The organism is Faecalibacterium butyricigenerans, from assembly GCF_020687345.1.
Lineage (GTDB): Bacteria > Bacillota > Clostridia > Oscillospirales > Ruminococcaceae > Faecalibacterium > Faecalibacterium butyricigenerans.
Map to the genome: position 1 here is coordinate 86,952 of NZ_JAJEQL010000004.1, position 22,413 is coordinate 109,364.

A 22,413-nucleotide genomic window follows, 5' to 3' on the forward strand; every position below is an offset into this window, starting at 1 on the left:
CGGCGGGGCATTTGTGTTAAAATACAGTCAAGTGACAGTGCTTAGAGCTGGCTCTGGTATTCCTTGCGGTAGCCTTCCAGCTCCTTCTGGTTGCCATAGACGAAGTGGCCGTTTGCGATCTCTTCCCAGACCGGCTTGTCCACGCTGTAATCGTGGCAGGAGGGGTCGTAGACCAGAAGCTTCTTCTTCTTTTCCAGACCCGGGTCGGGGATGGGGACGGCGCTCAGCAGAGCCTTGGTGTAGGGGTGCAGGGGATGGAGGAACAGCTCTTCAGCCTCTGCAAGCTCCACGATGCGGCCCTTGCTGATGACGGCGATGCGGTCAGAGATGAACCGGACGACCGACAGGTCGTGCGCGATGAACAGGTAAGTCAGACCGCGGGACTTCTTCATGCTGTTCAGCAGGTTCAGCACCTGTGCACGGATGGAGACGTCCAGTGCGGAGATCGGCTCGTCGGCCACGATGAACTCCGGCTCCATGACCAGCGCACGGGCGATGCCGATGCGCTGGCGCTGGCCGCCCGAGAACTCATGGGGGAAGCGGGAGGCAAACTCCGGCAGCAGACCGACCTCGTGCAGAGCGTTCATGACCTTTTCGTGCAGGTCATCCTGATCTTTGTACAGGTGGTGGTTCAGCAGACCCTCCGCCACGATGTACTCGACCTTGGCGCGCTCGTTCAGAGAGGCCATGGGGTCCTGAAAGATCATCTGCACCTTGCGGATGACCTCGCGGTCCAGCTCCTTGGGGATCTTGCCGTTGATCTTCTGGCCCTTGAAGAAGATGTCGCCGCCCGAGGTCGGGTTGATGCGGCAGATGGCACGGCCAATGGTGGTCTTGCCGGAGCCGGACTCGCCGACCAGCGAGAAGGTCTCGCCCTTGTAGATGTCAAAATTGACGTGGTCCACGGCCACGAACTTCTTTTTGCCGGAGCCAAAGGTGATCTGAAGGTCTTTCAGCTCAATCAGCTTTTCGCGTTCAGCCATTTAAGTTGGAACCTCCCATCTTTCCCATTTTTTCACGCAGGTTCTGGATGGAGTGCGGACGCTCGATCTTGGGAGCGCGCGGGTCCAGATACCAGGTCTTTGCCGCGTGGGTCTCGGACACCTGAAAGAACGGAGGTTCTGCCACGAAGTCGATGGCCAGCGCGTGCTTGTTGCGGGGCGCAAATGCGTCACCCTTGATCTCATTGAACAGGTTCGGCGGCGTGCCGTCGATGGTGGGCAGAGCCTCGCCCTTGGTGCCCAGCTGAGGCAGAGCCTGCAGCAGCGCCCAAGTGTAGGGATGCCATGCATCGTAGAAGATCTCTTCCACGGTGCCGTACTCGACGATCTGGCCGGCGTACATGACGGCCACGCGGTCGGCCACGTTGGCCACAACACCCAAGTCATGGGTGATGTAGATGACCGACATGCCCAGCTCTTTCTGCAGGTCGCGGATGAGCTGCAGGATCTGTGCCTGAATGGTCACGTCCAGAGCGGTGGTCGGCTCGTCGCAGATGAGCACCTGCGGACGGCAGGCAGCAGCGATGGCGATGACCACGCGCTGACGCATACCGCCGGAGAACTCATGAGGATACTGCTCGTAGCGGCGCTCCGGGTCGGGGATGCCGACCTTGGCCAGCATCTCGATGGCGGCCTTCTTGGCGGCCTCGCCCTTCAGGCCCTGATGATGCTCGATGCTCTCCTGGATCTGCTTGCCGATTTTCTTCAGCGGGTTCAGGCTGGTCATCGGGTCCTGCATGACCATGGCGATCTTCTTGCCGCGCACGCCCAGCCAGTCCTTCTCGGTGAACTTGGTCATGTCGCGGCCCTCGTACAGGATGGAGCCGCCGGTGATCTTACCGTTGACATCCAGCATACCCACGAAGGTCTTGGTGAATACGGACTTGCCCGAGCCGGACTCGCCCACGATGGCCAGTGTCTCGCCGTCGTACAGGTCCAGCGAGCACTTGCGGATCGCGTTCAGCTTTTTGCCGCGCAGGCTAAAGGTGATCTCCACGTCTTTGGCAGAGATGATCGGTTGTCTATCCATTTTTGTGATTTTCTCTCCCATCTGTTAAACGTGGTTGCGCGGGTCAGCAGCATCCGAGAAAGCGTTGCCCATGATATAGAAGGAAATGGAGATGATGGACACGATGGATGCGGGGAAGACCAGCAGGTAGGGGTAGTCGAGGAAGAAGCCGCGCACCTTGCTCAGGATGAGGCCCAGCGACGGGGTCTCGATGCCCAGACCGATGCCCAGATAGGACAGGGTGGACTCGAGGTTGATGGTGGCGGGGATGCTCAGCGCCATGCGCAGGATGATGACGGAGACCAGATACGGCAGGATGTTCTTGGTCAGGACGCGCCACAGCGGGGTGCCAAGGCAGCGGGACGCGAGGTTGTACTCGCGGTCGCGGAACATGAACACCATGTTGCGGACGCGGCGGGCCATGACCAGCCAGCCGATGGCGATCATCGAGACGGCCATGATGGTGAAGCTCTGGCCGACGACCAGTGCGATCAGGGTCATGTAGATGATGTAGGGCACATTGTCGATGAGGTTGTACAGCTCCGTGAAGAAGCGGTCCAGCTCACGGACATAGCCCCAGATCAGGCCGATGATGACGCCGAGGATGCTCTCGCCCACGGCGACGATGAGGGCCAGACGGATGGACACCTGCGTGGCGTACCACACCTGACACCAGTAGTCGCGGCCGAGGTTGTCGGTGCCGAACCAGTATTCACCGTTGGGCTTCTGGAACGCCAGAGAGGAATCCGTCACCAGCGTCTGATAATCGTACTTGCCGATGGCCAGTGCGATGAAGGAGAAGACCACGAGGAACAGGAACAGGAACAGGCAGACGACAGCAGCCTTGTGCTTGAGGAAGTTCTGGACGACAGAACCCCAGTAGCTGTAGTTGGAGTAGCCGACACGCTCGGCTTCCTCCGGAGAGTACTCGACGAAGTAGAACAGTTCGTCCTGCTTCTTGCCCTCAAAATCCGATGCTTTTGCCATCAGCGTGCGGCCTCCTTTCCGGTCAGAGTAATGCGCGGGTCAACGAGCATCATCAGCACGTCGCCCATAAAAACACCCACGATGCCCAGCACAGCATAGAGGATGACCAGCGTCTGCACGACGTTCAGGTCATAGCGCTGGATGGCGTCGGTCAGCAGGGGGCCCATGCCGGGGACGGAGAAGAACCGCTCCATCAGCAGAGAGCCGCCCACCGTCAGCAGGATGGACTGGGGGATATACTGCACCATGGGGACCATGGCGTTGCGCAGGACGTGCTTGAACATGATCTCGCTGGAGCTGAGGCCCTTGACGCGAGCCAGCTTGATATAGTCGCGGGTCAGCTCATCCACCATGTAGCGGCGGGTCCACAGGGCATAGCCTGCGATAGAAGCCAGCGACAAGCAGACGATGGGCAGCACGCTGGACGGGCCGACGTTGCGGGTCGAGTACAGCGTGGGGAAACCCAGATATTTGGAGCCGAACACCAGCACCAGCGAATAGGAGACCAGAGAGGGCACCGCGTTGACGAAAACGGTGTAGGCAGTGCCGATCCAGTCAAAGACCTTGTCCTTGAAGGCGGTCTGCAGGATGCCCAGCAGAACGCCCACCACCAGCGAGATGCCGGCAGAGATCAGGCCGAGGCGCATGGAGACGCCAAACTTCTTGCCGATGACCTTCACGACGGAGGCACCGTTCTGGATGCGGCGGGACGTGCCGAAGTCCAGATGGAGCAGGTCGTTGTAGAAGTGCAGCAGCTGGGTGCCGATGGGGTCGGTCAGACCGGCGGCTTCCAGTGCAGCGTACTTCTGCTCTTCGGTAAACTTCATGAGCTGTTCTTCCGTGAAGTAGTAGTCCGTAGGCAGGCAGCGCATCAGCAGAAAGACGATGGTTGCGATCAATAAGATCGTGACGAGCGACTGAGCCAGCCGCTTGACGGTGTATTTTAACATGATAACCAAACCTTTATAAAATAATCATCAGGCTTTGGTTGCTGCATCGAAAGCAGCGGAGAAAGCCTCGTACTCCTCGGTGGTGTAGCCGTCGCCCTGACGGGTCTCCCAGTTGACGGCCTTGTAGTTGCAGGGACCGTACATGGCGTTGATCTTGGTGTACTCGTTGACATGGGTCAGGCACCAGAACACCTCGTACAGGCAGGGGATGCACAGTGCGTTGTTCAGCATGGAAGCCTCAGCCTTTGCGAATGCGGCATAGCGTGCATCGGTATCGGTGACGATAGCCTTTGCCTCGGTGACCAGATCAGTGAACTCCTGGTAATCAGCCAGCAGGTCCTTCTGGTAATCCTTCGGGTCGGCCTCGACGGCTGCGATCCAGGAGGTGGTCTGAGCGTAGTAAGCGTTGTCGTCGCTCAGGACTTCCTGACCCAGGAAGTTGACGGGGTCACCGAAGTCAGCGCCCCAGCCGTTCTGCAGGATGGAGTGCAGCTGGACGTTACGGACTTCCTTGTAGAGGGAAGAGACGTAGGTGCCGATGTCCAGCACGACGAAGTCATCGCCGAAGCTCTCGGAGAAGCACTGCTTCAGGACGGTGGCGGTATCCAGAGCATTGGTGTCGCCGCTCTTGATGTAGTGGTAGCAGTGGACGGGGAAGGTGACGCCGATGGCGCTCAGCTCTTCCATGGCCTGCTTCTTCAGGTCAGCGATGTCGCCGCCGTTGTCGCGGTGGCGGATCATGGTCTCGCCATCGTACTTCTCAGTGTCGAAGCCCATCTCCTTGGCGACCAGAGTGGTGTACTCCTCACCCTTGGTGTTGTAGCAGACGCCGGGCATGGTGTAGTAGTCGTTCTCGCACTTCAGGGGGTTGATCTTGTTGGTGCGGGCGTAGTAGTTGATGAGGTTGAGGCCCTTGTAGAAGCACTGACGGAACGCGCGGTTGGAAACAGCCTTGTTCCAGTTCTCGTCCAGATTGCCGTTCTCATCCTTGCGCTGGAAGTTCAGGTGCATCTGGAAGCTGTACTTGGTGGGGCGCTTCTCGCACAGGAACTTGTTGTGCTCGTTGTTGGGGTCGGAAGTGATGGTGGTCAGGTTGGACTCGGTCAGGTCGATGTTATCGACCTCGCCGTTCTCGTACAGCTGCAGGCCCAAGGACAGGTCGGGGATCATGGTGATGGTGTGATGCTCGAAACGGGTGCAGTCGTCTGCAGCGTAGTAGTTGGGGTTGGGGATGAAGCTCTTGGTGTTCTGCTGGATGTACTCCTCGATGAGGTACGGACCATTGTACCACATGGTGGAGTAATCGCAGGAGCGGAAGCCATCGATGCCCAGCTCCTTGATGAGGTCCTCAGAGGCGGGGTAGAAGCTGTTGTATGCTGCAACAGTGTCGAAGTAGGGGCAGGGGGTCTTGCAGGTGAAGACCAGAGTGTAGTCGTCCGGTGCCTCGACGCCGACACCAGCAGCCAGCATATCCTCGTAGGTCATGTCAGCAGCAGCGTCGCCCTTGTCCTTGGTCAGGTCGTAGTACTCGGCAGCGCCCACGACGGTCTCAGAGGGCATGGAGGTGTTGAAGGCCTCGTTCTTGAGGGCGTTCAGGACCCACTCGAAGCCCACGAGGAAGTCCTTGGAGGTCAGGTGAGACTTGACCTCGCCGTTGACGTCGCACCAATCGACATTGTCGCGCAGGTGGAAGGTCCAGACGGTGGAGTCCTCGTTGTGCTCCCAGCTGGATGCGATGGCGGGCACTGCCTTGCCGTAGCAGTCGAAGCTCAGCAGGCCGTCCCAGCAGTTGGTGGTGACGTTCAGGTCGGAAGCGGACTGGCTGTACAGGAAGTTCCAAGTCTCCAGCTCACGGTTAGAGGTCTCGAAGGAGACGTAATCGGTGATGGCGTCGGCTGCGGGTGCGGCTGCGCCGGAGGCGGCACCGGAGGTGCTGGCAGCAGTGCTGCTGGAAGAACCACCGCAAGCGGCCAGGATGCTTGCAGCGCCCACGACGCCGGAAGCCTTGAGGAAGCTGCGGCGGCTGATGGAATGAGACTCAAAATTTGCGTTCATTGTGTTTTCCTCCCAATTATTCTTTCGTGTCTCGGCTCTATGGCGCAGGGTACAGTGCCCTGCCGATTTCCCACTCTTTTACGAGATCATCTGCCCTCCCTGTATTGCCAGAGAATACAAAAGAGCGCAGAAACAGACCCCTCTGTCTGTGCCTGTGCTCCTCCCGTAAAATCCTTAACACGACATATATTGTACCATCGAAATAAATGGTTGTCAATGGAATGGAAATCGCTTTTTCTTCTAAAAGAAAGGAATACGCCGTATACACATGAAATAAATTTACTTTACCGCAATGAAGGGTGACGAAAATAAGACAAAGCGGCCAAAAAACAAAACAGCGGGAGCTGTTCTCGAGATGAGAACAGCTCCCGCTGTGTGGGATATAGGCCGGGGACAGGAGATCCCGGCAGGGAAAAAGTTCAGAAAAAGTTAAGCTTTTGCTGCGTCGAATGCCTTGGCGAACTCCTCGTACTGGGCCGTGGTGTAGGCGTCCTCGCTGGTCTCCCAGTTGATGTACTTGTAGTTGCAGGGGCCGAACATGGCGTTGATCTTGGTGTACTCGTTGACATGGGTGAGGCACCAGTGGACGTCATAGTAGCAGGGGACGGCCAGCGAGTTGTTGATCATGTAGGCCTCGGCCTTTGCGAAAGCCTCGTAGCGGGCATCGGTGTCGTCCACGATGGCGTTGGCGGCGTTGACGAGGTCGGTGAACTGCTCGAACTCCTCTACCAGCTCCTTCTGGTAATCGGCGGGGTTCTCCGCCACGAGGGGGATGTTGGAGTAGTTGACGGCATAGTAGGCGTTGGAGTCATGCAGGATCTCCTGCCCCACGAAGTTGATGGGGTCGCCGAAGTCTGCGCCCCAGCCGTTGATGACGAAGCCGTGGAGCTTGGGGATGCGGACCTCCTTGGCGAGGCTGGAGACGTAGGTGCCAAGCTCCAGCTGGATGAAGTCGTCGCCGAAGCTGTCGGTGAAGCACTGCTTGAGGACGGTGGCGTTGTCCTGCTGGACGGTGTTGCCGGCCACGAAGAAGAAGGGGACTTTCACCGGGAAGGTGACGCCGACGGCGGAAAGCTCGTCCATGGCCTGCTTCTTGAGGGCGGCGATGGAGTCGGCGGTGGACTTGCGCAGGTGGATCATGGTCTTGCCGTCGTACTTCTCGCCGTCGATGCCCAGCTCCTTGGCAACCAGATCAACGTAGTCGGTGCCTTTGGAGTTATAGCAGACGCCCTTCATGGTGTAGAAGCTGTTTTCGCACTTGAGGGGGTTGATCTTGTTGAAGCGTGCGTAGTAGGGGATGAGGTTCAGACCCTCTTGGAAGCAGCGGCGGAACGCCCGGTTGGCCACGGCCTTGTTCCAGTTCTCGTTGGGGGTGCCGTCGGAGTTGAGGCAGTTGAAGTTGAAGTGGAAGTCGTAGGCGTACTTGGTGGGGCGCTTCTCGCAGAGCTGGTCATTGTAGGCGTTGGAGCTGTCGGAGGTGATGGTGGTCAGGGTGCTCTCGCTCAGCTCCAGCTCGTCCAGCTCGCGGTTCTGGTACAGCTGGTAGCCCACGGTCAGGTCGGTGATCATGCTCAGGGACACGCGCTCGAAGCGGGTGCACTCGTCTGCCGCATAATAGTGGGGGTTCGGGATGAAGCGCTTGGAGTTGTCGGCCACAAATTCCTCGATGAGGTAGGGGCCGCAGCACCACTGCTGGGTGTAGTCCACGCCGCGGAAGCCCTCGACGCCCAGCTTCTCCACCAGAGCCGGAGGGGCCGGGTAGCAGCAGACGTAGGAAGCCACGGTGTCGAAGTAGGGGCAGGGGTTCAGGCAGGTAAAGACGACGGTGTAGTCGTCCGGTGCGTCGATGCCGACGCCTGCGGCCATCATATCGTCGTAGGTCAGGGCCGCGGCGGCTGCGTCGTCCATCGCATAGGTCTTGTCATAGTAGTCGGCTGCGCCCACGACGGTGGTGGAGGGCATGGAGGTGTTGGAGGCCTGATTCTTCTTAGCGTTCAGCACCCACTCGAAGCCGGTGAGGAAGTCCTTGCTGGTCAGATGCTCCTGTACCTCGCCGTTGATGTCCACCCAGTCCACGTCATCCCGCAGGTGGAAGGTCCAGACGGTGGAGTCTTCGTTGTGCTCCCAGCTCTTGGCGATGGCGGGGACGGGCTTGCCGTAGTTGTCGAAGCCGATGAGGCCGTCGATGAGGTTGGTGGTGACGTTGAAGTCGATGGCCTGCTGGCTGTAGAGCATATTCCAGCTCTCGATCTCGCGGCCGGAGGTCTCGTAGGTGAACAGCTCGCTCAGGCCCTTGCCGGAGGCCGCTGCACCGGAGGATGCAGAGGAGGTGCTGGCAGCAGTGCTGGAAGAGGAACTGCCGCCGCAGGCGGCCAGCAGACCGGCTGCGCCCACAGCGCCTGCGCCCTTGAGGAAGCTGCGGCGGGTGATGGCGTGAGACTCAAAATCGTGGTACATATTCTTTCCCTCCTGTAATTGCTGGTACGGCTCTGCGCGCTCCGTTTCTCTATCCCGATAGTGCCAGTTTACTCTCCCACAGAGTAAAAATGGGTACAAAAAGGGCGCAGAGACAGATTTTTAATGACCTGTTTCTGCGCCTTTGCAGAATCCGTATCGGTTGCAAGTATTCTATCATCCCATCGCCGGGAAGTCAAGAAAAACCACGCTGGTACGGATTGAATCTTATTGACTCAGCAGACATATGAAAATGAAAATGTTTCATGCGTAAGCTGGAATTGTATGACTTTTCGCGCCGGATCAGCCCTGAGAAGCCTGATCGAATGCCTTGGCGAACTGCTCGTACTGGACGGTGGTGTAGGCCTCTTCGCTGGTCTCCCAGTTGACGGCCTTGTAGTTGCAGCCGCCGTACATGGCGTTGATCTTGCTGTACTCGTTGGCGTGGGTCAGGGACCATGCGATGTCATAATAGGTGGGGCTGACCAGCACGTTCTCCAGCATATAGGCCTCAGCCTTGGCGAAGGCCTCGTAGCGGGCGTCGGTGTCGTTGACGATGGCGTTGGCGGCATTGACCAGATCGGTGTACTGCTCGAAAGCGTCCATCAGATCCTTCTGGTAGTCGGCAGGAGCCTCAGCCACCCGGGCGATGTTGGAGTAGTAGTGTGAGTAGAAAGCGTTGTCGTCGTGGAGGGTCTCCTGACCGAGGAAGTTGACGGGGTCGCCGAAGTCGGCGCTCCAGCCGTTGATGACAAAGCTCTGGAGCTGAGGAGTGCGGACCTCCTGCGTCAGGCTGGAAACGTAGGTCTGGACGTCCAGCTTGATGAAGTCGTCGCCGAAGCTGTCGGAGAAGCACTGCTTCAGGATGGTGGCGTTGTCCAGTGCAGAGGTGCTGCTGGCGATGATGAAGTAGGTGGCCTTGACGGGGAAGGTGACGCCGATGGCGCTCAGCTCCTCCATGGCCTGCTTCTTCAGGGCAGAGATGTCGCCGCCGTTGGCACGCAGGCGGATCATGGTCTCGCCATCGTACTTCTCGGTGTCGAAGCCCATCTCCTTGGCCACCAGAGTGGTGTACTCAGCGCCCTGCGTGTTGTAGCACAGGCCCTTCATGGTGTAGTAGTCGTTCTCGCACTTCAGGGGGTTGATCTTGTTGTAGCGGGAGAACCATGCCTTCAGGTTCAGGCCGCGGTAGAAGCACTGACGGAAAGCGGTGTTGGCGATGGCCTTGTTCCAGTTCACGTCGGGGGTGCCGTCGGCGTTGTTCTTCTGGTAGTTGAAGTGCATGGCGTAGGCAGAGGGGCGGGCGCGCTTCTCACAGAGCTGGCTGTTGTATTCGTTGTTGGGGTCGGAGGTAATGGTGGTGATGGTGCTCTCGTTCAGGTCGATCTCGTCCAGCTCGCGGTTCTGGTAGAGCTGGAATGCGATGGCCTGATCGGAGATCATGGTCACGGTCAGACGCTCGAAGCGGCTGACATTGGCAGCATCGTAGTAGTGGGGGTTGGGGATATAGCTCTTGGTGTTGCCCTGGATATACTCCTCGACGATATAGGGGCCGCAGTACCACATATTGGTGTTGTCGCAGCCGCGGAAGGTCTCGATGCCCAGCTCGTCGATCAGCGCCTGAGAGGCGGGGTAGAAGCTGGTGTAGGAGGCCACGGTGTCAAAGTAGGGGCAGGGGTCCTTGCAGGTGAACACCAGAGTGTAGTCGTCGGGAGCCTCGATGCCCACGCCTGCGTCCAGCATATCCTGATAGTGCAGGTCGGCGGCGGCAGCGCCCATATCCTTGGTCTTCTCGTAGTACTCCTCAGCGCCCACGATGTACAGGGTGGGCATGGAGGTGTTGTTGGCCTCGTTCTTGGAGGCGTTCAGCACCCACTCCAGACCGACCAGAAAATCGGTGGCGGTGATGTGCTCCTTCACCTCGCCGTTGCAGTCCACCCAGTCCACGTCGTCGCGCAGGTGGAAGGTCCAGACGGTGGAGTCCTCGTTGGCCTCCCAGCTGGTGGCGATGGCAGGCACCAGCTTGCCGTAGCAGTCGAAGCTCATCAGGCCGTCCCACAGGTTGGTGACGACGTTGGCGTCGCTGAGGGTCTGGCTGTACAGCAGGTTCCAGCTCTCGATCTCACGGTTGGCAGACTCCCAGGAGATGTACTCCTTGAGGGGGGTGGCACCGGTGGAGTTGGGGGCCTCCACGCCGGAAGCAGCCGTGCTGCCGGAGTTGTTGGACTTGCTGCCGCCGCAGGCGGACAGCAGGCCGGCGGCACCCACGACGCCGGCGCCCTTCAGGAAGCTGCGGCGGGTGATGTTGCGGGACTCAAAATCGATGTTCATTGAGATACGCTCCTCCGAGATATTGTTTTCCTTTTTTCCTATCCTAAATGCAAAAAACGGCGCGCTCCGGGTGCCAAAACGCACAAAGCGCCCGGGGCCGCACCTTTCGTATTCTAACATTGTGGGCAAAAGAAGTCAATGACATACAGCCCTAAAATAAAAACAAAATAGTAACGGATGCTTTTTTCTGAAAAATGACGGCAAAAAAACGGTAAAGAATGAAAAGAAGTCGTACTTTCGCGGGACGAAAGATGGATACAACAAAAGTTGGAAAACGCAAAGCGGCTATCTTTTTTCACAAAATCATGCTACAATAAAAAAGAATGTTACTTCTATAAAAGGAGCGTCCTTGGATGAAAAAGCTGATCTCGATGTATCAAAAATATATGTTCCGCCCCGTTCTGTATAAATCCGTCACCCGGGTGTCGGTCGTGGCCGTCCTGATGCTGTTGTGGGACCGCTACGTCAGCGACGGCAGATTCACGATGTGGCAGGCCCCGGCCCTGCTGCTGGGCGTCGTGCTGCTGGCGTGGGCGTGGGTGAACTACCTCCGTCTGGACGGCGTGACCGTCCACCATCTGGGCGAGGAGTTCAAGGACATGGGCAAAAAGAAGAAGCTCCACGCCACCAAGTCCATCGTGGACTTTGCGGACGAGCGCATCGTCTCCTTCGAGGAGTTGGAGCCGGAGGAACGCATCTATTGCAGTATGCTTTCGAATTTGATCTTGGGCGCAGCGCTGCTCATCATCAGCCTCATCGCAGGCGCAGTGTGAGGGCGGAAGACATGGCAGAAAAAAGCGAAAAACAGCTGGTGGTGGGCATCCTCGCCCATGTGGACTCCGGCAAGACCACTCTCTCCGAAGCAATGCTCTACCGTGCAGGCAGCATCCGCAGGCTGGGCCGGGTGGACAACAAGGATGCCTTCCTCGACACCGACACGCTGGAAAAAGCGCGTGGCATCACGATCTTTTCCAAGCAGGCCCTGCTGAAGACGGGCCGCACCGGCATCACCCTACTGGACACCCCCGGCCATGTGGATTTTTCCACCGAGACAGAGCGGACGCTGCAGGTGCTGGACTACGCGGTGCTGGTCGTCAGCGGCACCGACGGCGTCCAGAGCCACACCGAGACCCTCTGGCGTCTGCTGCGGCGGTATCATATCCCCACCTTCGTTTTTCTCAACAAGATGGACCTGCCCGGCCCGGGGAAAGAAGCCCTTCTGGGGCAGCTTTCCCGCCGTCTGGGCGAGGGCTTCGTGGACTTCGGTGCCCCGCAGGCCGAACGGGATGAGGCACTGGCCCTCTGCGACGAGCGCCTGATGGAGACGATGCTGGACGCAGGCGGCCTGACGGCGGAGGACATCATCCCCGCCATCGCCCGGCGGCACGTCTTTCCCTGCTGGTTCGGCGTGGCCCTTCAGCGGGAGAACGCGGGCGGATTGCAGGGCGTGGATGAGCTGCTGGAGGGGCTTGACAGATACACCCGTGCCGCCCCGGCGCTGGAAGCCTTTGGTGCCCGGGTGTTCAAGGTCTCGCAGGACGAGCGGGGCGAGCGGCTGACGTGGCTGCGGGTCACGGGCGGGGAGCTGAAGGTCAAGGCCCAGCTCACCGGCGAAGCGGACGGAGAGCCTTGGGCCGAAAAGGCCAACCAGCTGCGGCTCTATTCGGGTGCAAAGTATACGCTGGCAGAGGCCGTCGGGCCGGGACAGGTCTGCGCCGTCACCGGCCTGACCAAGGCCCGCCCCGGCACCGGACTCGGCGCCGAGCGGGACAGCGACCTCCCGGTGCTGGAACCGGTGCTGAGCTACCGGGTCTGCCTGCCCGAGGGCGCGGACGTCCATGCCGCGCTGGGCAGGCTCCACCGTCTGGAAGAGGAAGAGCCGCAGCTCCACGTCGTCTGGAACGAGACGCTGGGCGAGATCCACGTCCAGCTCATGGGCGAGATCCAGCTCGAGGTACTGAAAAGCCTGTTGGCGGAGCGGTATGGGCTGGACGTGGAATTCGACTCCGGCGGCATACTATATAAGGAAACGATAACGGAGGCCATCGAGGGCGTGGGCCATTATGAGCCGCTGCGCCACTACGCCGAGGTCCACCTGAAGCTGGAGCCGCTGCCCCGGGGCAGCGGGATGCAGTTCGCCGCCGACTGCCGGGAAGAGGAGCTGGACAAGAACTGGCAGCGCCTCGTGCTGACGCATCTGGAAGAAAAGCAGCACGTCGGCGTCCTCATGGGCGCACCGCTGACGGACATGAAGATCACCCTCATCGCCGGCCGCGCCCACCTCAAGCACACTGAGGGCGGTGACTTCCGTCAGGCCACCTACCGCGCCGTGCGGCAGGGTCTGATGATGGCAGACCAGATCAAAAAGACTCAGCTCCTTGAGCCGTGGTATTCCTTCCGCTTGGAAGTGCCTGCGGAGAATATTGGCCGGGCCATGAGCGACATCCAGCGGATGGAGGGCAGTTTCGACCCGCCCGAGACCGCCCCCGACGGCCAGACGGCCGCTCTCACCGGCTTTGCGCCGGTGGCAGCCATGCGCAGCTACCCGATGGAGGTGGTGAGCTACAGCCGGGGCCGGGGACATCTGAGCCTGACGCTGGACGGCTACCGCCCCTGCCACAATGCGGCGGAGGTCATCGCGGCGGCGGGCTATGAGCCGGAGCACGACTTGGACAACCCTGCCGATTCGGTCTTCTGCTCCCACGGCGCGGGCTTCGTCGTGCCGTGGGAACAGGTGCGCAGCCATATGCACGTGGACAGCGGCTGGGGCCACACCGCCCCGACGGCAGAAGAGAGCGCCGCCCGGCCCCGCCGGATGGCCGCGTACCGTGCCACGCTGGAAGAGGACGCCGAGCTGCTGAAGATCTTCGAACGCACCTATGGCCCCATCAAGCGAGACCCGCTGGCGGCGTTCCGCCCGGTGCAGAAGAAGGAGCGGCCCGATTTTGCCGCCGAACAGTGGGAGATCGCACCGGAATACCTGCTGGTGGATGGCTACAACATCATCTTCGCGTGGGACGAGCTGAATGAACTCGCCAAAGAGAGCCTCGACGCCGCCCGCCACCGGCTGATGGACATTCTTTGCAACTATCAGGGCTTCAAGAAGTGCGTCCTCATCCTCGTCTTTGACGCCTACCGCGTACCGGGCAGCCCCGGCAGCATCGAGGAGTATCACAACATCCATGTCGTCTATACGAAAGAGGCCGAGACGGCGGATATGTTCATCGAGCGCGTCACCCATGAGATCGGCAGGAACCGCCGGGTGCGGGTGGCGACCTCCGACGGCATGGAACAGGTCATCATTCTGGGCCACGGCGCGCTCCGCGTCTCGGCCCGGATGTTTCACCAAGAGGTGCAGGACGTGGAAAAAGAGATCAAGCGCTGCATTCAGGGGGAGGCGTGAGCATGACACCGGACATCACCGCTGAATTTGTCTGGTCCCGCATCCCGAAGCGGGGCCGCGAGAGCAACAAGGGCAGCTTCGGGGCGGTGCTGGCGGTGGCGGGCAGTGCCTGCTACCGGGGCGCTGCGGCGCTGACCGTGGAGGGTGCCCTGCGCACCGGCGCGGGCATCGTCACACTGGCCAGCGTCGAGCCGGTGATGGCGGCGGTAGCGGCCCGCCTGCCGGAATGCTGCCTCTGCCCCTGTGAGCCGGGGGCAGAGGGGGGCATCTCGCCCCAGAGCATCCCCCGCATCCTCCGGCAGAAGGCCACCGTCCTTCTCATCGGGCCGGGGCTGGGGTATCTGGCCCAGAGCAGCGCCCGCGCCGCCGAGACGCGGACGCTGGTGAAGAAGCTGCTCACCGGTTTTTCGGGCAGTGCGGTGCTGGATGCCGACGGCCTGAACGCCGCCGCCAGCCTCATGAATGGGGGCGAGGAGCTGCCCCGCCCGGCCAAAGAGCTGATCCTGACGCCCCACCCGGGCGAGATGTCCCGGCTGACCGGGCTTTCGGTGGAGGCGGTCCAAGCTGACCGGGAGGGCATCGCCCGGCGGTATGCCGCCCAATGGAACGCGGTCGTGGTGCTGAAGGGAGCGCGGACCGTGGTCGCCGGGCCGGATGAGCGGGTCTGCGTCAACCCAACCGGCAACCCGGGCCTCGCCCGGGGCGGCAGCGGCGATGTGCTGGCCGGTATGACGTCGGCTCTGCTGGCCTGCGGCCTGCCTGCCTACGATGCCGCCGCCTGCGCGGTCTGGCTCCACGGTGCCGCCGCCGACCGGGCTGCTGCCCGGAGGGGCGAGTATGGGATGCTTCCGCAGGACATTTTTCCCCAGCTGGGGCGGATGTTTGCGGAGAATGACCGTTGAAACGTGGAGAATAACGCGCAGAATATACAAAAATTTAAGCTGTTTTCCGGCAAATAATACAAAAGAGGTGTTGAATATGGTTGAAAAGTTAGAAAAAATCATTTCGCAGAGCCAGAACATCGTCTTTTTTGGCGGTGCAGGTGTGTCCACCGAGAGCGGCATCCCGGATTTCCGCAGCGTGGACGGCCTCTACCATCAGAAATACGACTACCCGCCCGAGACCATCCTGAGCCACACCTTCTGGGAAACGCACCCCGAGGAGTTTTACCGCTTCTACCGCGATAAGCTCATCGTCCGGGGCGCAAAGCCCAACGCGGCCCACCTCCGTCTGGCCAAGCTCGAGCGGGAGGGAAAGCTGAAGGCCGTCATCACCCAGAACATCGACGGCCTCCATCAGGCCGCAGGGTCACAGAAGGTATACGAGCTGCACGGCAGCACGCTGCGCAACTACTGCGTGGACTGCGGCGCGTTCTACGGCGTGGACTTCATCGCCAACAGCACCGGTGTGCCCCGCTGCCCCAAGTGCGGCGGCATCGTCAAGCCGGACGTGGTCCTTTATGAAGAGGGCCTCGACGAGCAGGTGCTGTCCGGGGCTGTCTCGGCCATCCGTCATGCCGACACCCTCATCATCGGCGGCACCAGCCTTGTGGTCTACCCGGCGGCGGGCCTCATCCGCTATTTCCGGGGCGACCACCTCGTGGTCATCAATATGCAGCCTACGGGCGCAGACGCCGAAGCCGACCTGTGCATCGCAAAGCCCATCGGGCAGGTGCTCAGCGAGGATGTGGTGCTGGAGGATTGAACCATAAAAATAAGAAACTGCTGCAAGCAACCTCTCCGTCACGGCTTCGCTGTGCCGGAGAGGTCGTACTTTTGCAGCAGTCTTTTTGTTTTCTGCTCCTATATATGAAAATCAATCAATGGTCGTTCTGGTCCGTCCCACGCCCAGCACGGCGGTGGAGATCTTTTTCCAGCTGTTGCAGCCGCAGACGCCGTCCACGCGGAGGCTGGTGCGGCGCTGATAGCCCCGGAGGGCCTCCTCCGTCCGGCTGCCGAAGATGCCGTCGATGCGGCTGCCGGTCTGGTAGCCCAGCGTCGAGAGGGCATCCTGAAGGATCATGACGTAGCAGCCCCGGCTCCCCCTGCGGAGGGTGGGGTAGCCCGCCGTGGTGCCGCTGCAGGCGGGGGTGCCGTAGCGCCGGTCGATGTGCACCCATGTGGGGGTCTGGCTCAGCGGCTCAACGTAGCCCCACGCCCCGGTGGAGCGGGCGGCTCTGTAGATGGCGGTGCGCTGGGTCTGGCTGAGGCGCTGCCCCACATCGAAGGACACGCCTGCGTAGTGCTGGCTGCGGGTGCCGTGGCCGCCCTCCCAGATGCGGCGGAAGGCGTACCCCACCGGGATGCCTCTGCCGTACTTGCGGCGGGTCAGGTTCCATGCCTCCATGGCCGCAATGGTCGTCCAAAGCACCGGACTGTTGGACCTGCCCCGGAACTCCCGGACGGTCAGGGTCGTGCCGGTGCTGTAGGGCATGGGGTCGTTTTCGTTCAGGCTGGAATAGGTGTAGACCTTGTTCTCGTAAGCATCATAGACCAGTAAGCGTGCCATCTCTCATCCCTCCTCGGTGCAGCTGTCGCAGGCAGTGTGGCTCTGGGCGCGGAGCGCGGCCCAAGTGGGCCGGTCTACGACGCCGTTCGTCTCAAGGCCCGCCCGCTGCTGCGTTTCTTTCACGGCGGCGGTGTCCTCCGGGCCGAAGGAGGCATTGTCGGTGACGTAGTCCTCCTCGCAGTAGAGCTGGGAGCGGTCGTTGACCCAGCCCTCGATGAGGCTGACGTCAGGCCCCACGCTGCCTTCCTTCATGGCCCGGCCCGGATAGTCCGGCCCCTGCTCGGGATGCCGGTCAGGGTTGGGCGTAAAGGCCGCCAGCTGTAAGCTCAGAGCCTCCACCGCCGTCCACGTCTCGGCGTCGGCTGTGACGGTGGCGGGCAGGCCCAGAAGCTCCTGTGCACTGGCGGTGGCGTCTGCCGTTTCCTGCGTGTATTGGCTGGAAAGCGCGGGGGATGCCACGCTGTCATAATAGTAGGCGATGCGCTGCAAAAGCAGGGTGTAGTAGAGCACGGCGCTGCTGTCGCTGCCGATGGTCAGCGGCGTGCCGGGATAGGGCAGGCGCTTGAGGGTGACCACAGGCCCGGAGGAGCGGAGAGCCGAGGCTTTTCTGTAGAGCGAATCCCATGTTTTCCGGCCCACGATGCCGTCCACCGTCAGCCCGGCGAACCGCTGGTAGGCCCGGACAGCGGCCTCGGTGGCCGCGCCGAAACGGCCATCGATGGAGACGGAGGGGATGCTGCTCTGGTAGGCGCTCATGAGATAGAGGTAGAACTGCAGCTCCCGCACCGCTGTGCCGGTGGAGCCGCTGCGCAGCAGGCCCGGATATTCGCCGGGCCGCAGGCTGGACGAGAGCAGGCGGTTGGCGATGTCGTTGTAGACCTCGTAGAGCTTGTTCCACGTCGTGCGGCCCACGACGCCGTCACTGGCGAGGCCGAAGTAGGTCTGGAACCGCCGCACTGCTGCCGTCGTGGCCGGGCCAAAGATGCCGTCCACCGTCACATTGCTGAGGCTCTGGTAGACTGTCCGCGCGATCTTGAGCCAGAACTGCACCAGCCGGACGTTCTGGCCGCTGCTGCCTTGGCGCAGGGCAGTGCCGGGGTAGGCGTTGGGGGTGCCGTTGTCGGACTGGATGCTGCGGAACTGGTCGTACAGCTCGGTCCATGTAGCCCGCCCCACGATGCCGTCCGCAGTCAGGCCGTAGCGCCGCTGGAACGCCCGCACCGCCGCCGCAGTGCCACTGCCGAAGATGCCGTCCACCGTGACGGAGGGGATGCGGCTCTCGTACTGGGCCAGCGTGCTCAGCCAGAACTGCAGCTGCTCCACCTCCCGGCCGGTCGAACCCACCTTGAGGGGCGCGCTGCCGGGGTCCCATGTGCCGTTGGAGAGGGTGCCGTTGGACGTCTCTCCCTCGCTGGTCAGCTCGGCGAGGTCCTTGACCGAGACGTAGATGTAGCTGATCTTGTACCATGTGCTGCGGCCCACCACGCCGTCGGCGGTGAGGCCGAACTGCTTCTGGAACTTTTTGACCGTCGCGGTCATCCGGCTGCCGAAGATGCCGTCTACCGTCAGAAGCCCGAGGAAGGGATAATCCTTCGTGATGCGGTTGAGCTGGCGCTGTAAGGTGAACACCGCGCTGCCGGTGCTGCCCTGCCGCAGGGGGCTTCCGGGGTAGCTCCGGGGGATGGACTGGATGTTGTTCGTGCGGACGATCTCGATGTTGTTCCCGTAGTAATATTTGAGGATGCTGAGGGCGTTCCGGCCCTGATTGGCCAGCGTGACGGTGCCCCACTGTTTGAGGCCGGGGCAGGTGACGCTCTTGCCGTCGCAGTACTCGGCGTAGTAGGGGTTGACGGTGCCGGTCTTGCGGATATAGGTGTTGAAGATGTCGTCTGTCAGCCGCACCATGACGTCGAACACGGTCCGGCCGTGCACATAGTACTGGTCGTAGCTGGTGGAGTTGGTGATGTTGAAGGTGTAGCCCTTGCTGGGATACCACTCGGTGTAGATGCGGTTGAGGGCCAGCGAGATCTGGCAGTGGATATTGGCGCGGAGGGCCTGCTCAGGCCAGGTAGGATACACCTCGCTGGACGCCACATTGGCGATATACCTGCGGAAGGAGACGGTGACGTTCTGGGCCGATGCGGCGGGGCGGCCGAGGTGGACGGTGATGTTCTTGGGGATGATGACCCGGTCCAGCACCCTCGGCACACAGGCGAGGGCGGGGGTCGGGCCGCTGCCGCCGTTGCCGGTGAAGAGGCTGTGGGGCGGGATGATAATGGGGGCGTTGAGGGGGTCCCGAATCTCTTCCGTGTCGGGGATCATTTCGGGCTGAGCCAGCGTCACCTGCCCGGGAAAGACCTGCACGCCCTGAATGCGGACGGTGCGGTAGCCGGGTTTGGAGGCCACAAGGCTGCAGACCGCGTAGGGGGCCTGCGTGGTGTTATTCTCGTCCAGCGAGAGGGCGCAGGCGGGTGTGGTGAGGGTGACGTCGGCGGCATTGCCCTCGGCGTCGGTGAGGCGGGTGGCGGTGAAGCCGTCGCCGCTGACATTAACGGTCACGCCCTCGATGGGGCTGGACTGGCGGGCTGCAAAAGCTTGGATGCGCAGGATTCCGGTAGCCATATAAAAACTCTCCTTTGCGTAAAATCAGAACAAGGCTCGGTACAGCCTATTCCGCTGGGAGAGAATGGGTGAATCCTCTTGGCTTTTCGGGGCAGGGGGAGTATACTGGAAGCAGCAAAAACACACTGAAAAAGGAGAGTGCAGACAAATGCAGGCGACCATTCACAACGAATATCTGACCCTTACGGTGGACACCCATGGTGCCGAGGCCGTCAGCCTGAAGAACGCAGCGGGAGAAGAGCTGCTCTGGCAGGCAGACCCGGCAGTCTGGAAGCGCCACGCGCCCATCCTCTTCCCGTGGACGGGCAAGCTCAAGGACGGCAGCTTCACCCACGGCGGAAAGACCTATAAGGGCGGGCAGCACGGCTTCGCGCGGGATGTGGAGCACACCCTGCGAAAGGCCGAGGGCGATACCATCCGGCTCGAGCTGCGTCCGGACGAGACCATGAAGGCAGAGCGGTTCCCCTTCGACTTCGTCCTCACCAGTACCTTCCGGCTGGACGGCAAGACCCTTCACCACACCCTCACCGTCTCGAACCCCGGCAGCGAGGAGCTGCGGTTCGGCATCGGCTACCATCCGGCCTTTTGTGTGCCCTTCGATGCAGAGCACACCGTCGAGGACTATGAGTTCCGTTTCGACCAGCCCGAAAGCCCGGTCATCCTCGACGCCAGCGGGGGCGGATTGCTGACGGGCAAATGCTACTACCAGTGGAAGAACCAGCAGGCAATCCCGCTGACCAACGACCTCTTCGACAACGACAGCTTCTGCATGGCAGGCCTGCGCACCAAGACGCTGGGCATCTACGAGAAGGACACCGGCCGCAGCATCGTCTGCGATGTGGCCGGCTTCCCCTATACCCTCATCTGGTCGGCCCTGTCGAAGCCGCTGCGCTTCGTCTGCATCGAGCCGTGGAACTCTCTGCCCGCCTCGGTGGACGACCCGCAGGAGTGGAGCCAGCGGGCCGCTGCGGCCTGCCTCGCCCCCGGCGGGGAGTGGAGCACGACCCTTAGCACGACATTTGAGCGGTAAAGTAAAATAAAAGCCGTCCCCGCAGCATTTTTCGCTGCGGGGACGACTTGCTTATATGAGGTCAGAGTGTGTCGCTAGAATAAAAACTCAGTTGACAGAAGAGCGGCGCTGGATAACAAGACAATATGTATATCCTCCGATTTTGCCCTGAGCTATGCTGACATGAATCGTATCTTCAAAGGTAAGCGAAGAGTTGAAGGTTTCGTAACTGTTTGTGCCCTCAATAAAAGCGTCCTGCATGACAGCAGCGGCAATGACTTGAGGATCTTTATAATACTGGCTCTTGGGGTCAGAAGGAAGTAACGTCCAACTGATGCGATACCGAGAGGTCTCCTGATCTGGAAGAAGGGCCAAAAACTCTTTTCCGTTCTCGGTCGGAGTCCACTTCCAGTTTTTGGTTTTACCAAAGAAGTTCTTATCCAGCTTGCCTGTGCAGCGACTGCTGAGGAAATGAAAGGCGGTCTCAGCAATGCTGTTATCTTTTTCTTTTTCGACCTTTAACCCAATGGTCTCGCCGTAGTCAGCCATCTGGTTGAACAGTTCATCCTCCAGCTTTACTTTTTTGTCACATCCTGTAAAAAGTGTGAGAGCGAATGCGCTGATAAGGAGCGCGGATAGAATGCGTTTCCAGTGCTTCATGATGATTCCTCCTGTAAGTAATAGATGGATGTTCATGGCCGCAAAGGACAGTTGCTCATCTGTCTAACATTATCTTATCATTTTTTCGGGGGAGGGACAAGAGTATGGTTAAAAATCGACGATTTGCAGTAAAGAACGACTGATTTTTGTGACAAGCTCACAAATCGTTGGATGCAAAAGAGGGAGGCCCTCGGCGGGAGCCTCCCTCTTTTTGTGCGATAAAATTTACAGAGCCTTGATGGCGGCCTTGATGCGCTCGGCGGCGGTCTTGGTCTTTTCGGCGTCACCGAAAGCGGTCAGGCGGAAGTAACCCTCGCCGCACTCGCCGAAGCCCACGCCCGGGGTGCCCACGACGCCGCAGTTCTCCAGGAGCCAGTCGAAGAACTCCCAGCTCTTCATGCTGCCGGGGCAGCGCAGCCAGATGTAGGGGCTGTTCTTGCCGCCGCAGTACCACACGCCGCACTCGTCCAGCGCGTCGGCGATGACCTTGGCGTTCTGGCGGTAGTAGTCGAGGTTGTGCTGGATCTCAGCCATGCCGCTCTCGGTAAAGACGGCGGCCGCGCCGCGCTGCACGATGTAGGGCACACCGTTGAACTTGGTGGTCTGGCGGCGGAGCCAGAGCTTGTTGAGGCTCATGCCGTCACGCTCCAGCTCCTTCGGCACGATGGTGTAGCCGCAGCGGGTGCCGGTGAAGCCTGCGATCTTGGAGAAGGAGCAGATCTCAATGGCGCACTCGCGGGCACCCTCGATCTCGAAGATGCTGCGGGCCAGCTCGCCGTCGGAGATGAAGCACTCGTAGGCAGCATCGTAGAGGAGGATGGCGTTGTTCTTTCTGGCGTACTCCACCCATGCCTTGAGCTGGTCGCGGGTGTAGGCCGCGCCGGTGGGGTTGTTGGGGCTGCAGATGTAGATGATGTCAGCCTTCACGCTGTCGTCGGGCATCCCGAGGAAGCCATTCTCCTGACTGGTGCGGCCGTAGATGATCTTGCGGCCGTCGGTGACATTGTCATCCACATAGGTGGGGTAGACGGGGTCCGGAACGAGGACGGTGTTGTCCACGTCAAAGAGGCCCAGCAGATTGGCGAGGTCGCTCTTTGCGCCGTCGGAGATGAAGATCTCATCTTCCGCCAGCTGGGTGCCGCGGCCTGCGTAGTAGCCCTGAATGGCCTGCTTGAGGAAGGGGTAGCCCTGCTCGGGGCCGTAGCCGTGGAAGCCCTCTTTGGTGCCCATCTCGGTGACGGCGTCGTGCATGGCGTCCACGACGCACTTGGCCAGAGGCTGGGTCACGTCGCCGATGCCCAGACGGATGATCTCCTTCTCGGGGTGGGCCTCCTGATAGGCGGCGACCTTGTGGGCGATGTCCACGAAGAGGTAGCTGGCCTTCAGCTCGTTGTAGTGCTTGTTCATTTTCATAATACTTTCCC

At 60.7% G+C, this 22,413-nt stretch carries 16 protein-coding genes; 5 read left to right on the plus strand and 11 right to left on the minus strand.

The window, feature by feature from the left end; translation table 11 throughout:
- Positions 1-41: 41 nt before the first annotated feature.
- From LKD23_RS02865 to LKD23_RS02895, 7 genes are all read right to left on the minus strand, one after another.
- A complete protein-coding gene (locus LKD23_RS02865) occupies positions 42-983 on the minus strand; it encodes an ATP-binding cassette domain-containing protein (protein ID WP_227620266.1) in 942 nt (313 codons plus the stop codon).
- Complete coding sequence (locus tag LKD23_RS02870; protein WP_255668054.1) at positions 976-2,031, minus strand: ABC transporter ATP-binding protein; 1,056 nt, start codon at positions 2,029-2,031, stop codon at positions 976-978. Before LKD23_RS02870 ends, LKD23_RS02865 begins: the two co-directional genes overlap by 8 nt.
- Before the next feature lie 24 nt (positions 2,032-2,055).
- Positions 2,056-2,997 (minus strand): ABC transporter permease, encoded by a 942-nt coding sequence (locus tag LKD23_RS02875; protein WP_227620267.1) that lies wholly within the window; start codon positions 2,995-2,997, stop codon positions 2,056-2,058.
- A complete protein-coding gene (locus LKD23_RS02880) occupies positions 2,997-3,947 on the minus strand; it encodes an ABC transporter permease (protein ID WP_227620303.1) in 951 nt (316 codons plus the stop codon). Before LKD23_RS02880 ends, LKD23_RS02875 begins: the two co-directional genes overlap by 1 nt.
- Positions 3,948-3,974: 27 nt before the next feature.
- Entirely contained in the window at positions 3,975-6,002 is a 2,028-nt protein-coding gene (locus tag LKD23_RS02885) for an ABC transporter substrate-binding protein (RefSeq protein ID WP_227620268.1), read from the minus strand.
- Between the two features lie 429 nt (positions 6,003-6,431).
- Positions 6,432-8,459 (minus strand): peptide ABC transporter substrate-binding protein, encoded by a 2,028-nt coding sequence (locus LKD23_RS02890; RefSeq protein WP_227620269.1) that lies wholly within the window; start codon positions 8,457-8,459, stop codon positions 6,432-6,434.
- Positions 8,460-8,759: 300 nt separating this feature from the next.
- Complete coding sequence (locus tag LKD23_RS02895; RefSeq protein WP_227620270.1) at positions 8,760-10,787, minus strand: peptide ABC transporter substrate-binding protein; 2,028 nt, start codon at positions 10,785-10,787, stop codon at positions 8,760-8,762.
- A gap of 353 nt (positions 10,788-11,140) precedes the next feature.
- Between LKD23_RS02895 and LKD23_RS02900 the strand changes: the two genes are divergently transcribed.
- The 4 genes from LKD23_RS02900 (at position 11,141) to LKD23_RS02915 (ending at position 15,894) form a co-directional block, all read left to right on the plus strand.
- Positions 11,141-11,560, plus strand: a complete 420-nt coding sequence (locus LKD23_RS02900; protein ID WP_227620271.1) for a hypothetical protein — start codon at positions 11,141-11,143, stop codon at positions 11,558-11,560.
- A gap of 11 nt (positions 11,561-11,571) precedes the next feature.
- Positions 11,572-14,190, plus strand: a complete 2,619-nt coding sequence (locus LKD23_RS02905; protein ID WP_227620272.1) for a translation factor GTPase family protein — start codon at positions 11,572-11,574, stop codon at positions 14,188-14,190.
- Between the two features lie 2 nt (positions 14,191-14,192).
- Entirely contained in the window at positions 14,193-15,092 is a 900-nt protein-coding gene (locus tag LKD23_RS02910; protein WP_227620273.1) for an NAD(P)H-hydrate dehydratase, read from the plus strand.
- A gap of 76 nt (positions 15,093-15,168) precedes the next feature.
- A complete protein-coding gene (locus LKD23_RS02915) occupies positions 15,169-15,894 on the plus strand; it encodes an NAD-dependent protein deacylase (protein WP_227620274.1) in 726 nt (241 codons plus the stop codon).
- A 111-nt stretch (positions 15,895-16,005) separates the two neighbouring features.
- On the opposite strand, the gene LKD23_RS02920 is transcribed toward LKD23_RS02915, so the two are convergent.
- Together LKD23_RS02920 and LKD23_RS02925 are read right to left on the minus strand one after the other, a co-directional pair.
- On the minus strand, positions 16,006-16,698 hold the full coding sequence (locus LKD23_RS02920) for a peptidoglycan-binding domain-containing protein (RefSeq protein ID WP_227620275.1): 693 nt from the start codon (positions 16,696-16,698) through the stop codon (positions 16,006-16,008).
- 3 nt (positions 16,699-16,701) lie between these two features.
- Entirely contained in the window at positions 16,702-19,320 is a 2,619-nt protein-coding gene (locus LKD23_RS02925; RefSeq protein ID WP_227620276.1) for a peptidoglycan-binding protein, read from the minus strand.
- Between the two features lie 148 nt (positions 19,321-19,468).
- Between LKD23_RS02925 and LKD23_RS02930 the strand changes: the two genes are divergently transcribed.
- Complete coding sequence (locus LKD23_RS02930) at positions 19,469-20,350, plus strand: aldose 1-epimerase family protein (protein ID WP_227620277.1); 882 nt, start codon at positions 19,469-19,471, stop codon at positions 20,348-20,350.
- Positions 20,351-20,437: 87 nt separating this feature from the next.
- On the opposite strand, the gene LKD23_RS02935 is transcribed toward LKD23_RS02930, so the two are convergent.
- Both LKD23_RS02935 and LKD23_RS02940 read right to left on the minus strand, forming a co-directional pair.
- Positions 20,438-20,989 (minus strand): hypothetical protein, encoded by a 552-nt coding sequence (locus LKD23_RS02935; RefSeq protein ID WP_227620278.1) that lies wholly within the window; start codon positions 20,987-20,989, stop codon positions 20,438-20,440.
- 225 nt (positions 20,990-21,214) lie between these two features.
- A complete protein-coding gene (locus tag LKD23_RS02940; protein WP_227620279.1) occupies positions 21,215-22,402 on the minus strand; it encodes an LL-diaminopimelate aminotransferase in 1,188 nt (395 codons plus the stop codon).
- Positions 22,403-22,413 lie beyond the last annotated feature (11 nt).

Coding starts and splice junctions, on each gene's coding strand:
- LKD23_RS02865 (WP_227620266.1), bottom strand. CDS start 983: ATGGCTGAACGCGAAAAGCTGATTGAGCTGAAAGACCTTCAGATCACC.
- LKD23_RS02870 (WP_255668054.1), bottom strand. CDS start 2,031: ATGGATAGACAACCGATCATCTCTGCCAAAGACGTGGAGATCACCTTT.
- LKD23_RS02875 (WP_227620267.1), bottom strand. CDS start 2,997: ATGGCAAAAGCATCGGATTTTGAGGGCAAGAAGCAGGACGAACTGTTC.
- LKD23_RS02880 (WP_227620303.1), bottom strand. CDS start 3,947: ATGTTAAAATACACCGTCAAGCGGCTGGCTCAGTCGCTCGTCACGATC.
- LKD23_RS02885 (WP_227620268.1), bottom strand. CDS start 6,002: ATGAACGCAAATTTTGAGTCTCATTCCATCAGCCGCCGCAGCTTCCTC.
- LKD23_RS02890 (WP_227620269.1), bottom strand. CDS start 8,459: ATGTACCACGATTTTGAGTCTCACGCCATCACCCGCCGCAGCTTCCTC.
- LKD23_RS02895 (WP_227620270.1), bottom strand. CDS start 10,787: ATGAACATCGATTTTGAGTCCCGCAACATCACCCGCCGCAGCTTCCTG.
- LKD23_RS02900 (WP_227620271.1), top strand. CDS start 11,141: ATGAAAAAGCTGATCTCGATGTATCAAAAATATATGTTCCGCCCCGTT.
- LKD23_RS02905 (WP_227620272.1), top strand. CDS start 11,572: ATGGCAGAAAAAAGCGAAAAACAGCTGGTGGTGGGCATCCTCGCCCAT.
- LKD23_RS02910 (WP_227620273.1), top strand. CDS start 14,193: ATGACACCGGACATCACCGCTGAATTTGTCTGGTCCCGCATCCCGAAG.
- LKD23_RS02915 (WP_227620274.1), top strand. CDS start 15,169: ATGGTTGAAAAGTTAGAAAAAATCATTTCGCAGAGCCAGAACATCGTC.
- LKD23_RS02920 (WP_227620275.1), bottom strand. CDS start 16,698: ATGGCACGCTTACTGGTCTATGATGCTTACGAGAACAAGGTCTACACC.
- LKD23_RS02925 (WP_227620276.1), bottom strand. CDS start 19,320: ATGGCTACCGGAATCCTGCGCATCCAAGCTTTTGCAGCCCGCCAGTCC.
- LKD23_RS02930 (WP_227620277.1), top strand. CDS start 19,469: ATGCAGGCGACCATTCACAACGAATATCTGACCCTTACGGTGGACACC.
- LKD23_RS02935 (WP_227620278.1), bottom strand. CDS start 20,989: ATGAAGCACTGGAAACGCATTCTATCCGCGCTCCTTATCAGCGCATTC.
- LKD23_RS02940 (WP_227620279.1), bottom strand. CDS start 22,402: ATGAAAATGAACAAGCACTACAACGAGCTGAAGGCCAGCTACCTCTTC.